The organism is Congregibacter sp. (assembly GCF_965660375.1).
Taxonomy (GTDB): Bacteria; Pseudomonadota; Gammaproteobacteria; order Pseudomonadales; family Halieaceae; genus Congregibacter.
Genome location: NZ_CBFHZO010000136.1, coordinates 1 through 14,861, shown reverse-complemented (window position 1 = coordinate 14,861; position 14,861 = coordinate 1). Strand labels below are relative to the sequence as shown.

The window sequence follows — 14,861 nt, the reverse complement described above, 5'->3', positions numbered from 1 at the left end:
CAGCGCACTGGCGGTCAGTGCCTGCACCGTGTAATTTCCAGTCTGTGATTTGGGCGGTTTTCTCTCAAGGGGATGTGTATGGACAGCGGTAGCGAGTCAGGCTTTATAAACACCTGGTTGAGCCACAAGATGCGATTAACCACGGCACTGCTCCTGGCCGGTCTCTCGGGCTTGGTGCATGGCCAGGACATTCAGAGCGAGCATGCGCAGAAGACCCTGGATATTTACCGGACCATCGTCGAGGTCGATACCTCCAAGACCAAGGGCAACACCCTGGGGGTGGCTCGATACCTTGCCGATGAGCTGTTGGCCGCAGGTTTTGCCGAAGACGATGTGAGAGTCATTCCCAAGGATGATTTTGGCATTCTCGTTGCCACCTACCGCGGCGATGGCAGCGCCGGCAAAAAGCCCATTCTTCTCCTCGGTCATATGGATGTTGTGGAGGCTCTGGAGCAAGACTGGGTCCGCCCACCGTTCAAGCTGACTCAGGATGATGTCAACTTTTACGCCCGGGGCAGCATCGATAACAAGTTTGGCGTAGCCCAACTGACCGGCACTATGATCAGGCTTAAAAAAGAGGGCTTTGTACCCGACCGGGATCTCATCCTGGCGTTCTCCGGTGACGAGGAAAGCGGCATGCTCACCACGCGGATGATGGCCTACGAGATGCCGGAGCTGGTGGAAGCGGAATTCGCACTTAACTCCGACTCCGGAGGCGGCAGCCTCACCGCCGACGGCCGGGCCATTGATTACAGCCTGCAGGCGGCCGAGAAAACTTTTGCCACCTGGGAGATCACCGTCCGCAATCCCGGTGGGCACAGCAGCCGTCCGCGGGATGACAACGCCATCTACGAACTTGCCAGCGGCATCAAGGCCATCGAAGCACATCGCTTCCCGGTGATGTGGAGCGAAATGACGCTCTCCTACTTTCAGCAGGTGGGCGAAAAGCTCGGGGGCGAGCTTGGCGATGCCATGGTCCGCTTTGCCTACGATCCCGAAGACGAAGAGGCGGCGGCACGACTCCGTACTGAACCATCCTATGTAGGCACAACCCGTACCACCTGTGTAGTCACCATGCTTGAAGCCGGGCATGCGGAGAACGCCCTGCCCCAGTCGGCCACCGCCACCGTCAATTGCAGAATCTTTCCCGGCGTTGCCGTCGCCGACATCGAAGCTGAGTTACGAACCGTCGTGGACAACCCCGAAGCGGAATTCAAGCTATTGGGAGATCCCACCGAAAGCCCCATTTCGGAAATTCGCGCCGATGTGCTGTCCGCTGTGGGTAAGGCGGTACACAGTCGCTATCCGGGACTTGATCTCATTGCCTACATGTCATCGGGCGGCACCGACGGCATGCATTTTCGCAAGGCGGGCGTACCCACCTTTGGCGTGGGTGGCATTTTCATGAATCCCGATGAGAAGTTTGCTCACGGTCTCAACGAACGTGTGCCTATCAAGGCGTTCTACGATGCCCTCGACCACTGGTCGATCATTATTCGGGATCTCACTGGCGAGTAATGTGAATCTATCCGTAGACCGCACAGCGGCAGCAGTAATAACGGGACCCGGGGCTAGTCTTCAGGCCACGCCCGGTCGTACCGCCGGCTGCTTGCGCGCTGTATGCAGCGCATCCACGCTAAAAACAATGACCGCCGCCCAGATAAACCCAAAGCAAATCATGCGCGGCGTCGTCAGGGCCTCGCCGAAGTACATTGCGATGAGAAATTGCATCGTTGGCGCGAGGAACTGCATAAAGCCGATAGTTGTCAGCGTCAGCCGGCGAGCGGCGACGGCAAAGAACAGCAAGGGAAACACTGTGATCGGCCCCGACAGCAGCAAGAGCGTATTTGTGGCGGCACCGGCGCCCGCAAACTCAGCCCTCTGGCTGAGCATCATCCAAAGCAAGCCCGCCCCGGCCAGCGGAAACAGCAGCGCGGTCTCCGCGAATAAGCCAGGCATCGCCGCAATCGCGACGCGCTTACGGATGATTCCATAAGCGGTAAACAGTGCTGCAAGAGAAAGAGACACCCAGGGCAGTCCACTTCCCTGCACTGACAAAACAAGCACACCGATGGTGGCAAAAAGTACTGCCAGCAACTGCGCTCGTCGTAAACGCTCGCCAAAAAACATTACGCCAACGGCCACGTACATCAGGGGATTGATGTAGTAGCCAAGGCTGGCCTCGAAGATGCGCTCATTCACTACACCCCAGATGTAAACAAACCAATTGCCTGAGATGCACAGCGCCGAGAGCGCGAGCCAGGCAATCATCCGCGGATCCCGAAACGCGCTAACAACATCTGACCACTGTTTGCGTAGCGTGATAATCAGCGCACCAAAGGGTACCGCCCACACGATGCGGTGCAGCAATATCTCCGTGGGTGTCACGGTTTCAATTAGTTTGAAATAGAGGGGGAAGACGCCCCATAAACCGTAGGCCGCAAGACCAAAGAAAATGCCGCTGCGCAACTCTGCAGCGTGCTGGTCGGCGGGCGTCATATTTGGGGCAGCCATCGGCTGGCCACCCATAATCTTTTACACATGCATGTCAGCTCAGTTCTTCACTAAGCCTCGCGACAGTAGTGATTCACAAAGCGCTCGTGCTCCGGGAGCTGACTCACCAGCTTGTCGACGGAGCTGTGAATGCCGTCAAGGAATTGCTTTAACTCATCATCGCCCATCATATTCACGATGGAGTGGTACTGCTGGGGATAAAGACCCTGTCCCAACATCACCTGAACCCAGGAGTTTTCCCCAAAAAGCTCCGTGGGCACTTTGAAAACGCGACCCGTTTCCTTGAAAAGATCAATCCGGTGCTGAAGTGAATCAGGAATATCCATATTCTTGCAGTAGCGCCAAAACGGCGTATCTGTCCGGTCCGTAACGTGATAGTGCAGGATAAGGAAGTCCCGGGTGTTTTCTACTTCCGCCGCCATCTGTGCATTGAACTCATCGACATCGGGCTGGCGCACCCCTTCGCGGGGGAACATCTGCATAAAACGCACAACGCTACGCTGAATCAAATGAATGCTGGTGGACTCCAGGGGCTCCATAAATCCACTGGAGAGACCCACCGCGACGCAGTTTTTCACCCAGTGACGCTTGCGGGTACCAGTCGTGAATTTGATGGGCCGTGGCTCGGTGACAAGTTCACCCTCGAGGTTGCCACGGAGTTTTTCCTCGGCCTCATCCCGGGACCAAAATTTACTGCAGTAAACCATGCCATTGCCCGTTCGATGCTGCAGCGGTATGCGCCACTGCCAACCCGCCTCGTGCGCGATAGAACGCGTATAGGGAATAGGAGGTTGCACATTCATGGTCTGCACAGCGAGGGCGCTGTCGCACGGTAGCCAGTGGCTCCAGTCATCAAAGCCCGCTTGCAGGGTCTGCTCGATGAGAAGGCCTCGAAATCCGGTGCAGTCTACGAAAAAATCACCCTCGATTAACTGTCCCGATTCCAGGGTCAGTCCAGTAAGAAACCCCGAATCACTATCCTGGTGCACCTGCTGGATTTTGCCCTCAATTCGCGTCGCGCCATACTCTTCCGCCATTTTGCGAAGAAAAGCGGCATACCGTGATGAATCAAAATGATAGGCGTAGTTCAGATTCTGATTCGGTAGCACAGCAAAACGATTACGCTTGGCCGCCAACCATTCATTACAGTACTCACCGAACTCTTTGCTGATACCCATGTCCCGGCCCTTCAACCAAAAGTGTTGAAAGCCCGCCGCCCAGCAGTCTTTGCCGGTAAAGCCAAAGGAGTGAATGTAGTTTTTACCGACGTCGTGCCAGTTCTCAAAGGAAATGCCGAGTTTGAAAGTGCCACCCACGGCTGACAAGAAATCCTGCTCCTTGATCTTCAACAGTTCGTGCAGGGTAAGTATCGTGGGTATGGTGGCTTCGCCAACACCCACCGTGCCGATTTGCTCTGACTCCACGAGAGATACTTTTACGGTTCTTCCCAAGAGCTTTGCGATACTGGCAGCCGCCATCCATCCCGCGGTGCCGCCGCCGGCAATCACCACATGCTTTATCTTGTTATGTTCCATCTTCCTGCTCCGTTGATCCTCGGACCCTGGCCATCGCCAATGACTTACTCTTGTCAGTTATTGAGGCGCTTTAAAACTTCTTTTCGCAGCTGGGCAATGGTTTGCGTATCCAGGGTTCCCAGGCAACCCAGCGCGTGCTCAGGAATGTGCTCGGTGCTTGAAGGATCTGCATCAAATACATAATGATCCATTAATGCCCGCCAGGCGTCTTTCTGTTCCGCAGGGAGGGAGCGAATCGAAAGCACAGCATGTAACAGTGCACCAAAAGGCGAATCGATAATCTCCGGCTTCTTGAGCCACCAATAGTTCACCAGCATATTGCAGACTGAGAGGGCCTTGACGTGATGCCACCACATGCTGGGTATAAATATGGCATCGCCAGGATTCAGCACCGCGGTTTGAGCGTGTTCCAGCGCCGTGGCAAAACGTGGAAACTTCTCGAAATCAGGCTCGTCAAAATCCACCAGGCTAATGGGCTGCCCCGAGGGTGTTCGATCAATCGGGCCCACGTATAAGTTCTCGACCTGATCCGTGGGAAACAGCGTAAAGCGCCGTTGACCGGCCACGACGCAGGCAATATTGCTGGGAAAATCATAGTGCGCCGACACGGTGGTTCGATTACCCAGCCAGAAGTTGATCAAGGGGTCACCGGGAACCTGCAGCGGGTTCGCCTCCAGAAAACCCGGCAACCAACCCGCCACCGGCGTCGACCCCACATAGATAGCCATGTCATCGTCAGGAGTCTCTTCCAACTGCTTGAAGCGCTCCATCAACTCTGCCAGAGGGGCACTACCACTTCTGAAATTAAAGCCGTTAAAGGCATCGTTGTAACCAAAACGGCCTTTGGCGGCACCTTTGGCCACGTAGGCAGTGACCGGCTTGTTGGTCCAGAATTTAGAAAGGTAAGCCTCCACTTCAGCGAAAGTGTCTCCGCATTGGGCAATGGCTGGCCAACTCTCCACAAGGCCGCGCAATACCAAGGGCTGCTTTCGGTCGAATACGGAATCCGGGATAGCGCCGGGAGCGAACCCGTCTACCGAGTCGATAGCTGCAAGATCGTTGTAGATCATTCGCTCTCTGCGACCGAATCTTCTTTGCGTGCAATGAGGCGCTTCAGATTCGACAGGGAAGCAAGCATCATAAACATGGGCATTAGGTTACCCCCTGCCGACAAAGCCGCGAGCTGCTCTGCGTCCAGATTCCGTACAGCATCCTCGTTCAGCGTATAAAAGCCCAATAGCTGATTCTTGGATCCGTCTTTCAAGGTTATTTCGACGGTCACCGACTCTACAAGGCCCTGAGCGGAAAGTGCTTTCGTAAAATCCAGGGTGTCCTCGCTGCCAAGGTACACCGTCTCCATAAGGCTGGCCATGTACTCAAGATATTCGGTGCGTCCACCGAGGGGCTGGAACAGCGGCTGCCCCTCAGTCGTACTTACCCGTGGATCGCTTACATCGAGGCTGAGCAAGCGAACGGAGTCGCCGTTCTGGGCCTTGTGCTCGCCAATAGCAAAAGGCCCTTTACGCATGTACGCCGGGACATTAAGTGATTGCCAGGTCCCATCTTTGAGAAAGAGGTTTTCCCCGGGCTCAAAACCCAGCAGCGCCACAGGGATCATTCCCATTTCCCCTGCACCCTGAAGGAGAATGGGAAAATCGGCCTGAAGATCCCTGAATTCGAACGTATAGGCTGGACAATAGTGAAGACTATCGCCGTACTCGTACCCATACACCTGCCTGACGCGCAGCTCGCTGTGCTCGTCTGCGTTAAGTATCTTGAATTCGCTCATAATGTCGCTGCTTCCCTGTTCTCCATATCAGCGGTAAGCGCCTTGAGTAATGCGCGATTTCCAGGCATGGCCTGCTTTAACTTCAAAGACTTTTCTCTCACTTCGAACAGCGTTCTATCAAGAAATTTAGACGCGTCGCTCGATAGGCTACCGGCTGAGCGCGTTTTGAAAGAATGCCGGTGAGCCTGCATTCCCAGCCACACATATTGATAGCTTGCCGCAGGAAAAAGCGCATCCAAACGGGGAGAGTCGATATGCCAGGGAGCGCGAATCTGCCAGAGCGCGAGCTTATCCAAAAGCGCGGCGGGCGTTCCATCAGGATCTCTTGCCCTTCGCCAGTATTCCGAGTCGTCTCGGCGCGACAAAACATAATGTAGTTTGAGGAATTCCTGAATACTTGCCCAATGCTCCTGCATCTTCTTGTTAAAGCCCCGGGATGCAGGCGCCATCAACGATCGATTAACGGGAAAGTTGTCTACAAGGTAAGAGATTGCCTGCTCAATCATTGCCAGAGCCGACGCCTCCAATGGCTCGATAAACCCGGCTGAGAGCCCAATGGCGATACAGTTGTTTTTCCAGGGCGTGGCTCTGTAACCCGGCTCAAAATTGAGTGTTCGGGTTTGCAACCCACCGGCTGCTTCCTCCCCGGCGCTTTCAGCCGCATAGCTGCGAAGTGTTGCGATCGCCTCGTCCTCCGAAACGCTGTCCGCATCATGGACGTACCCCACACCCCGTCGGGACTGCAAGCCGATGTCCCAAATCCAGCCCGCCGAGCGAGCACTGGATTGCGTGCAGGAAAAGATTTCCTCCTCGGGCGTGGTGTAGGGAACCTGGGTCACAACCGCGCGATTATTGGGGAGAACATGCCGCACTGAAGAGAAACCAACACCCAGACGCTCTCCGAGCAGCAGCGCACGACTGCCCGTGCAATCGATAAACAAGTCCCCCTCCAGGATGCCGGCTTCTTTTAATGCTACGCTGTCTATGAAGTCGTGTTCGTCCAGACTGACCGCGTGAACGTGGTCTTGTACATGCACGACGCCCAGCTTGTTGACGCAGTGCTCCCGCAGAAGCGCGGCAAATTTGACAGCGTCAAAGTGATAACCGTAATTGACCGCGAAAGCATAATCGGGCGTTTCGACTGTCTTTGGAGCCTGCCCCGACGCAGCGATAGCGGACTGCGGGGTGACCGCATCACTGTAGCTGCCCGTCAAAACACCGGCTCGCCAATACTCCGCAAAATTTGTTGTCGAATACTCCGGCGGCAAACTGAAGGGATGGAGGTAGCTATCTTCTGGCGAACCATCGCGCCAGCCACGAAACAGCGTCCCCTGCTTGAAACTCGCATCACAGTTGCACAGTACTTCGCGCTCCGAAAGACCTATGGACTGAAGCGTTGACCGCATAGTGGGCCAGGTGCCTTCGCCTACCCCGACGCTGGGCACATCTGGGGATTCGACAACAGTAACAACAACGTCATCAAAGCCTGCTGCAGCAAGGCGCGCCGCGGCCAGCCAACCGGCTGTCCCACCGCCGACTACCACTATTTGCTTTGTAAGATTCATCGCGGTGGCACTGTCCATAGGACATCGATTATGAAGTAATCACATTACTACAAAAAGCAAAAGCTGCCCGGAGGCAGCTCTTTATCGGACAACGCTTCGATCAAAAAGTGTATCGCGCGCCTATGTTGAACCGAGGACCGGATTGCTGAACAAACAGCGGCTGACCTGCGGATCGTCCGTAGACGTAGCGAGTTTCATCCGTGATGTTAATGGCATCAATAAACAGGTTGAGGCTCTCCATTACGGTGAACTGTAGCGACGCATCCCACTGCCCATAGGTATCTACATAGGTGGGGGGAATTGCACCCACGTTAGCCTGACCCGTGCCAGCGAGGAATGAATCGCGCCAGTTGTAGGCCACTCGTGCTGCCACCCAGTCATTCTCGTAGAAGGCGATGAAGTTAGCGGAGTCGCTAATACCGGCAAGAGCGAACTGCGCGCTCAAATCGGTATTGTCGTAACTGGTATCCGACTCGACGATTGTGGCATTGACGATAAAGCCCAAACCGGTTTCACCAAAGGTATGCTGGAGGTTCACTTCCCAACCATCTACCGTCGCTGAATCCCCGTTAACCGGTGTGGTCAGGGCAAAATTCGCCAGATCATCTCCCGGCTGGCCACTGATAATCCCGTTAGCAACATCTACGCCCGGGGACCCGGCCTTGTTCTCGAGAATCCAGTTGTACAGCTCTCCACTGGTGGCGTTGTCACCCAATACAGCTCGGGCTTCGTCAGCATAAGCGCCATTGCCCGGGTGAGCCAGATCGAACAGGCTCTCATTGACTTCGGAGAACACAATGAAGTTCGTGACGTCCTTTGTGAAGTAGCCTATGGACAGGTAACTCGCCTCACCGTAGTACCACTCGAAAGACAGATCGATGTTGTCAGACTCCAGCGGCAGGAGCCCGGGGTTACCCTGGTTACCCGTTCCGCCGTTAATCCGCACCAATTGATCAATGGTCTGACCACCCTGAATGTCACTGTAGTTCGGTCGTGACATGGTCGTGCTGTAAGACGCACGTAAGACGATATCTTCGGTGACACCCAGTCTCAAATCCACATTGGGCAAAAAGTTATCGTAGGAACCTTTAAGCTGAGTAAAGGTGTCACTCGATGGCACGGCACTGAACTCGTTGCCCCCGACCCAGTTGATGCCCGAGTAGGACGGCGCCAAAGCCGAGGAGTCCACATCTGTCTCTTCGTAGCGAGCTCCCAAACGCACATCCAGGGGCATATCGCCGATATCGAACGCCAGGTTAATCTGCGCATAGGCTGCCAGCTGCTCCTCGGTCGTGCGCCTGTCCACGGTGTAGTTAGGGGACGCACAAAAACCCGTTCCACAGGGCCCCATATCCGGGATCATAAACAGCGATGCCTCTCCTGCCGCGATCAACTCCTCGGTTCGCGCAATGACGTCACGAACGTTAAAACTGTAATACTCGGTGACAAGATCGGGATCGTTGCCCCCGGAAACCTCGTCGAAGCGCCCATTGGAGGATGCCTCTTCCATCAGATCTGCAATAGCACCAGGCTGGGTTACCCCACCCCAGGCATCGCGCTGCACTACTGATTGAGCAGAGCGGTTGTTCACTTCGGTCATTGCCACACCAAAATCGACGCTTTCAACAAACCCTACGTCAAAAGCATAGTTGCCCTCGAAGCGTGCTTGTTCAATGTCCATTTCGGAGATCTGGTTGGTAAACACACTGCCGGTGACGATCATGTCATCGGGGCTTAAAGGATCAGAGAGCTCCAGGGCTAAAACAGGCAAGTCCCCTCGATCAAAGAAGGTTGTTGTCTGGCTGCGCGTAAAGGCGGCTGTAGAAAGCACCGATGAGCTGCCAAGATCACTATCCGGTCTCTGCTCTGCACTGGAATCGTGATAATCAAACATCAGGGTCAGCTGCTGCGTGGCATCCCAGGACAGGTTGAAGCCCAGGGAGTCCGTCTCAGCGATCGTGGCGTCAGAGCCGCCTCCCATTCCGAAGTCACCCGCACCACCATTGTTCTCTGAATAAAAGAGCGGCGATGCGTTGCTGTTATTGCCATCCCAGCTCGAAGTCTGGCCGCCGAAGTTGTACCACGCGGAGTAATTGGTGAAGGTCCGCTGCAGCTCTTGATCAGCGAAGGTGTAATCCAACGTCGCTTCAATACTATCCGTTGGTGCCCACTGCAAGGTTAGCTGGCCGTTGGTCCGCGTGCGATCCCACTCAGCAAACTCATAACCCGTGTTCTGCGGAACGGAATAGCGCTCCTCCGGCAGCGTTGTACGATTCTGCTGTGTCGCCTGATCATAGGGAATGCCGCCCCACTCCGAAGGCCGCTCCCCGGACCAGCTGTTATCGACATCGCCCTGAAAAGAACGCCACCCATCGACGCTCGCCTGGGCTTGCCCATTGTTTCTTTCCTGACGAACACCACTGATCGCGATGCCCACAGTGTCGTCAAAAAACGTGTTGGAAAACAGAAACGAAACCTCAGGGGTAACGCTATCGCCCTCTTCCGTAGACTGGTCGTACATACCAGAGGCCGAAACCGTCCCCTTGAATCCGGGCGCCTCGAGGGGGCGGGTCGAGACAATATTAATAGTCGAACCGATACCACCCGTGGGCACATCTGCCTTACCACTCTTGAACACCTCGATGCGGGAAACGCCTTCCACAGCGAGATTACTGAAATCGAAGGAGCGACTGACAATGTCAGAGCCGCCTGTGGTCGGCATCTGTCGGCCATTGAGCGTGACAAGGTTAAATGCAGGACCGAAGCCTCGCACAGTAACGTATTGGCCCTCGCCTCGGGCGCGGTCGATGGAAACGCCGGTTACACGCTGTAGTGCCTCCGCGAGGTTAGTATCAGGAAACGCACCAATATCCTCAGCAGTGATGGCATCGACAACCCCTTTATCCTCACGTTTGAAGTCCGCAGATTTTTCGAGGCTTTGTCGGATACCCGTAACCACGACCTCTTCGAGGACGGTGTTTTCTGAGGACTGCTGCGCCTGCGCAGGGGTATTGGTAACCCCCAGAGCAAGAGCAACAGCGGTAGCGAGATGGGTACGTTGGAGCGGCAAAGTTTGCATGATTTGCATATTTCCATAGTTATTAATCGTTATTGGGCGTCACAATCCCACGGCCTCCCGGTCACCAAAAGGCCTTTTGCGACAAAAAGGATTCAGTTCACGATGAGGGGGACGGGGGTTGACGATCTGGTTTTTGGACGTGAATTCGCCCCCTCCCCGTAACTCCTTGCCCTACCCTGTATGGCCGATAAGCGTCTGTCTTCGATGATTAAATGCGAGTCTGAAACCTGTGAATCTGACGAATCAGCGCATACCCAGACTACTGCGTACACAGTTAAGAGGTGATAGTGTCCACCCCACTTACTGGCGTCGAATCCAGCTTACTCGCACCTTATTGCAAAAGAAGAGGCTAAAGCGCTGACTACTGATATTCATCTCAATCCGCACCGCGTGGTTGATATTGTTCCCGTGGGTCGGGAAAACACCCCCGTTGTCGTGATAGACGATCTCTTGCTTTCCATTGATTCGCTTCGAGACAACGCAGCGCTGAAAGCTTCCTTTCAACTTGATGAGCGGTTTGCCTATCCGGGGCGCCGGGCTTTGCTGCCACTCTCCTATGGAGACTGCATAAAACCGCTCTTGGACCAACTCCTATTGGATGTGTATGGCGTTCCCCGCGGCCTCCGCAGCAGCCTCGTACATGCTTTTTACTCCCTAATCACCCTTAAGCCCGAGGAGCTCCAGAAGCTGCAGCGGGTACCGCATTTTGACACCCATGATCCTTTTTACTTTGCAACCGTGCACTATCTTGGCCCGCAACTTGGTTTGGAAAAGCACTCAGGCACCGGAATATTCAGGCACAAACCTACGGGGTACGAGCGTATCAGCAGAGAACGGTTTCCCGAGTTTGTGCAGGCAGCCAATCAACATATGCATGTCCACGGCGCGCCCCCACAGTCCTACATCAATGGAAACACAGATCATTTTGAGCTCATCGCGGCATTCGACAATCGACCCAATCGCATGATTCTTTACCCCGGCAACCTTTTGCACTCTGGACTAATTGATCCGGACGTAGACATTGACGCCAACCCTGCGTCGGGACGTTTAACGGCAAATTTGTTTCTACACGTAACAGATGCTGCAGCAAGTGATCCACGGAGAACCTAAACTGCTTTTGCAGATCAGGATTGCAGCGCGTCGCTTTCTATTCGCCTGTGATCGGGTTTGGATGCAAGCTTGCGCGTGAGCAAAAAATTATCAGGTCCGTTAGAGTGTAGCCGCTCAGGGTGGTCCTGGATTTACCCTGCTCATGCCAGAAAAAATCAGCTTTGAGGCGTAAAGACATGACTAGACAATTTCTGATCGGGACGCTGCTGTCGCTGATTATTCCTGCCGCCCTCGCAGCGGACGGGCTGCTGACTGTGCCAAGCACCTATACCGTTACCGAGACGGTCGATCGACTCGCGGTGGCACTGGAGGCTAAGGGGTTTCGCATCTTTGCCCGTGTCGACCACGGGGCCGGCGCCAAAAGCGTCAATATGGATCTAGCTCCCACAGAACTTCTGATCTTCGGCAAACCCCAAGGCGGTACGCGACTGATGCAGGCAGAAAGGAGCACAGGGATTGATCTACCGCTGAAATTCCTGGTCTGGGAAGATGCCGATGGAACGGTAACGATTGGTTGGAACGATCCCGTGTGGATGGCAAAGCGACACGGCATTGATGCGCAGGGGCCGGTGATAAAAACCATTAGCAAAGCGCTGGAAAATTTTGCGAAGCAGGCTGGTCACTGACGCGCGCCCTCGCGTAAGCCCGCCACCGTTGAGGCAGATAATGCTGCGGGCCTATAAGACCCTCAGATCCATCGCGTTTTGACGGGGTCAGCGCTTGTCATTCGCCAGATCCGCCTCAGCCGCCACATAACCAAAGGAACTCCAGCTCGACCCACTGACGATCCGCTTTAGCAGCGCGTCAGAGCGGGCCTTGTCGCCGTTGTAGTAGAACCAGTTGGCAACACCGTAAGCGAGGGCCGCGTTGCTCGGATCATCTCCACCCGCCTCCATCAGGCTCTCCACGCCCAGCTGACCTTTGTACAGCAGGCAAAGCTGGTGATAGCTGACGTTCTCGATGATGGTCATGTCCGGGCCAATCTCATCGAGGGCCGAGGCTGCCGCCTCATTGTCGCCCATGCGGCGCAGGATCATGTAGATCCAGTGCCCCGCGGAGACGAGATTGTCATCATTTTCGTCAAGGCGATAACCGTTACCAAAAGCGGCCAGGGCGAGAGGCCATTCCTGTTTGAGGTAATAGGCCAACCCCAAGTGATACCAGACGTTGCCCTGCGTAGTGGTAAGCGGAATGTTCTGCGCGTTCGGCAGTCCGTCGGGTTCCGTGCGCAAGGGCATGTCCTCCATCAACACGACGGCGCGCAGGAAGTCATCGACAGCACGGACGAACTGCCGCGTAGAGATATAGCGGTGCCCCCGGTGGCGATAGAAGCGCGGATCCATAGGGAATTTGTCGATGCCTTCGCTGAAGATCTCGATGGCGCGCTGATAGTCGCCCGCATAGGCCGTGCGGCGGCCAAGCCAGATGATGTGCTCGGCTTTGTCCGGATCAGCGTGATAGTCGCGCTGAGCCTCTTCAAGTTTAGCCAGCGTCGCCTCGCTGGGTTCGCTGGTATACAGCGGTTCACCGGCCAGGGAACGAGCCTGAGGCCCTTCCTGTGCAGTGGTCGCAGCGGCGAGCGTGGGTTGAAGCAGCATTAGCACTGCTGAACAGACGCAAATTGTTGTGGTTCGGCGCATGGAATCTCTCGCAGGTGGCACAAAGTTGGCGATCCAGGCGTCGCGGTCGTTCGCCGTCCCGGTCGTCGCCCGCAATGATTGCACGTTAGGAACCAGACGGGGCGCCCTGCACCTTGCACGATTCTATACACCAAAGATCCGCATCAGGCGGACGAGCAAGGCCGCGTGCCACGGCGCTACATAGCGCAGTCGGGGTTTGGACGCTTCGATCGCGGCTTCTTTGCTCCCATGCCTTTCAAATCAGCGTTAATCTGAGCTGACACACAGAAACATGCTCGTTTTTGTGTCGGGTCTGGCACTTGGACGCTTTGCAAGTTTTGTCATTGATGGTTGGCCACGTTCCCTCCTGTGGTGTCCCACATTCCAAACGTGAGACAAGGCTGAAGAAAAAATGCGCGGTGCCGCGAAGCAACCCTGTCCAAAAACCTGAATCAGGCGAGCATCATCAAAGCGGCGATGCCGCCAAAATAGAGCAGCAGGATCGCGGCGCTTTCGAAGCCGATATTGCCTACACCGTGCTTCTCCCGTCGCAGCATACCCATGAGCAGCACCGCGACCAGCAGTATGGAGAGCGCACCCCAGAACAGGTCCGTACCCCCGAGGGCCTCATACACAGACCCCTCGCGGTAGGCCACATCGGAGGCCGCCAGAAACAGCACGTCGAAGGCGTTACCTCCGAGTATATTGCCAAGTGCCAGCGCGAGGGCCCCCCGATGCACCGCCGCAATCGCTACCACCAGCTCCGGCAGAGAAGTAGTGATTGCCGTGAGTACGCCACCCACCACGGACTCGCCTATTCCCGTGAACGCGGCGATAAACACCGCAGCCAGCGCTAGACACCACCCGGCGCCTCCCACCAGCACTGCGAGCAACAAAAAGCTCGTAGCAAGCTTTACAGGTGAATCGGCATCCTCGCCAGCGTCACTGGTTGCCTCGCTCTGCGTGAGGGCCGTGCCGCGCGGCTGCCACATGGGCGCCCGCCGGGCCCCGGCGATCAACCTGAGACCGCCCACGTAGCCCAGCACGAGCAGGAAAGACACCGGATGAACACCAAAGACCGTAGGACCGGGAACAGCGAACGCCAGGATAACCAGCGCCAGCAGCGCAACAAGCAGTGCTCCGGTCAGCAGCGCGCCCTCGGAGGGCGCCGCATGCTCAAGATTGGCTTCCTTGTAGGCAATGTCGGCAATCGCCAGGAACATGGTTTGCGCGGCGATCCCACCCAGGGAATTGCTCACCGCCAGTGAGGCGTGACCATCCAGCGCGGCGGAAACCGAGGTCAGCAACCCGGACAGCGAGGTCACCAGTCCAATCAGGAACGTACCGGCAAGCAGGTTGCCAAGACCTGTTACCCGGGCGATTTGCTCCACGCAGATTGTCAGCCGCAGCCCCGCCACCGCGATGACGGCTCCGCTAACCAGAAAAACCAGGGCTGCGTCGAAAGGGCCGGAGAAATTCACGCGCGGGCCTTCGATAAAATGCGCTGACTGGCAGAACCGACCACGACAGGGTCATCTGTAGGATGCTGAGAAGAATCCATGTGCACAGTGTAGAGGAGTGTGCGTGCCAGGCAATGTGCTTGGGCGATTTGCTGTGAGCACGCCCGGCACGATTGGCTCAAACAGCAAA

Annotated in this window: 11 protein-coding genes; 3 read left to right on the top strand and 8 right to left on the bottom strand. The window is 55.8% G+C overall.

All coding sequences use genetic code 11. The features are described from left to right. The first annotated feature begins 78 nt into the window (after window positions 1-78). On the top strand, window positions 79-1,518 hold the full coding sequence (locus tag ACTG3T_RS14410) for a M20/M25/M40 family metallo-hydrolase (protein WP_439102983.1): 1,440 nt from the start codon (window positions 79-81) through the stop codon (window positions 1,516-1,518). A gap of 60 nt (window positions 1,519-1,578) precedes the next feature. Here the strand turns inward: ACTG3T_RS14410 and rarD are convergent, their stop codons facing one another. The 6 genes from rarD to ACTG3T_RS14380 form a co-directional block, all read right to left on the bottom strand. After that, complete coding sequence (rarD, locus tag ACTG3T_RS14405; RefSeq protein WP_439102982.1) at window positions 1,579-2,514, bottom strand: EamA family transporter RarD; 936 nt, start codon at window positions 2,512-2,514, stop codon at window positions 1,579-1,581. Window positions 2,515-2,564: 50 nt separating this feature from the next. Continuing rightward, window positions 2,565-4,049 (bottom strand): tryptophan halogenase family protein, encoded by a 1,485-nt coding sequence (locus ACTG3T_RS14400; protein ID WP_439102981.1) that lies wholly within the window; start codon window positions 4,047-4,049, stop codon window positions 2,565-2,567. Window positions 4,050-4,102: 53 nt separating this feature from the next. Continuing rightward, window positions 4,103-5,119 carry a cupin-like domain-containing protein gene (locus tag ACTG3T_RS14395; protein ID WP_439102980.1) on the bottom strand — a complete coding sequence of 339 codons (1,017 nt, stop codon included), beginning with the start codon at window positions 5,117-5,119 and terminating at the stop codon, window positions 4,103-4,105. After that, entirely contained in the window at window positions 5,116-5,838 is a 723-nt protein-coding gene (locus tag ACTG3T_RS14390) for a SapC family protein (protein ID WP_439102979.1), read from the bottom strand. The genes ACTG3T_RS14395 and ACTG3T_RS14390 overlap by 4 nt, the downstream gene beginning before the upstream one ends. Next, window positions 5,835-7,403, bottom strand: a complete 1,569-nt coding sequence (locus ACTG3T_RS14385) for a tryptophan halogenase family protein (RefSeq protein WP_439102978.1) — start codon at window positions 7,401-7,403, stop codon at window positions 5,835-5,837. Before ACTG3T_RS14385 ends, ACTG3T_RS14390 begins: the two co-directional genes overlap by 4 nt. Before the next feature lie 100 nt (window positions 7,404-7,503). Then, a complete protein-coding gene (locus ACTG3T_RS14380; protein ID WP_439102977.1) occupies window positions 7,504-10,482 on the bottom strand; it encodes a TonB-dependent receptor in 2,979 nt (992 codons plus the stop codon). Between the two features lie 390 nt (window positions 10,483-10,872). Here ACTG3T_RS14380 and ACTG3T_RS14375 point away from each other — a divergent pair, with 390 nt between their 5' ends. Both ACTG3T_RS14375 and ACTG3T_RS14370 read left to right on the top strand, forming a co-directional pair. Next, window positions 10,873-11,592 (top strand): DUF6445 family protein, encoded by a 720-nt coding sequence (locus ACTG3T_RS14375; RefSeq protein ID WP_439102976.1) that lies wholly within the window; start codon window positions 10,873-10,875, stop codon window positions 11,590-11,592. A 176-nt stretch (window positions 11,593-11,768) separates the two neighbouring features. After that, a complete protein-coding gene (locus ACTG3T_RS14370; protein ID WP_439102975.1) occupies window positions 11,769-12,218 on the top strand; it encodes a DUF302 domain-containing protein in 450 nt (149 codons plus the stop codon). Window positions 12,219-12,305: 87 nt separating this feature from the next. Here the strand turns inward: ACTG3T_RS14370 and ACTG3T_RS14365 are convergent, their stop codons facing one another. Further along, on the bottom strand, window positions 12,306-13,190 hold the full coding sequence (locus ACTG3T_RS14365; protein WP_439102974.1) for a tetratricopeptide repeat protein: 885 nt from the start codon (window positions 13,188-13,190) through the stop codon (window positions 12,306-12,308). A 473-nt stretch (window positions 13,191-13,663) separates the two neighbouring features. After that, window positions 13,664-14,692, bottom strand: coding sequence for a sodium:calcium antiporter (locus ACTG3T_RS14360; protein WP_439102973.1), 1,029 nt, complete (start codon window positions 14,690-14,692; stop codon window positions 13,664-13,666). Window positions 14,693-14,861 lie beyond the last annotated feature (169 nt).

What these genes read in the sequence shown, in the direction of transcription:
- rarD (WP_439102982.1), bottom strand. Translation starts at nt 2,514, where the DNA reads ATGGCTGCCCCAAATATGACGCCCGCCGACCAGCACGCTGCAGAGTTG.
- ACTG3T_RS14380 (WP_439102977.1), bottom strand. Translation starts at nt 10,482, where the DNA reads ATGCAAACTTTGCCGCTCCAACGTACCCATCTCGCTACCGCTGTTGCT.
- ACTG3T_RS14410 (WP_439102983.1), top strand. Translation starts at nt 79, where the DNA reads ATGGACAGCGGTAGCGAGTCAGGCTTTATAAACACCTGGTTGAGCCAC.
- ACTG3T_RS14395 (WP_439102980.1), bottom strand. Translation starts at nt 5,119, where the DNA reads ATGATCTACAACGATCTTGCAGCTATCGACTCGGTAGACGGGTTCGCT.
- ACTG3T_RS14365 (WP_439102974.1), bottom strand. Translation starts at nt 13,190, where the DNA reads ATGCTGCTTCAACCCACGCTCGCCGCTGCGACCACTGCACAGGAAGGG.
- ACTG3T_RS14400 (WP_439102981.1), bottom strand. Translation starts at nt 4,049, where the DNA reads ATGGAACATAACAAGATAAAGCATGTGGTGATTGCCGGCGGCGGCACC.
- ACTG3T_RS14385 (WP_439102978.1), bottom strand. Translation starts at nt 7,403, where the DNA reads ATGAATCTTACAAAGCAAATAGTGGTAGTCGGCGGTGGGACAGCCGGT.
- ACTG3T_RS14370 (WP_439102975.1), top strand. Translation starts at nt 11,769, where the DNA reads ATGACTAGACAATTTCTGATCGGGACGCTGCTGTCGCTGATTATTCCT.
- ACTG3T_RS14390 (WP_439102979.1), bottom strand. Translation starts at nt 5,838, where the DNA reads ATGAGCGAATTCAAGATACTTAACGCAGACGAGCACAGCGAGCTGCGC.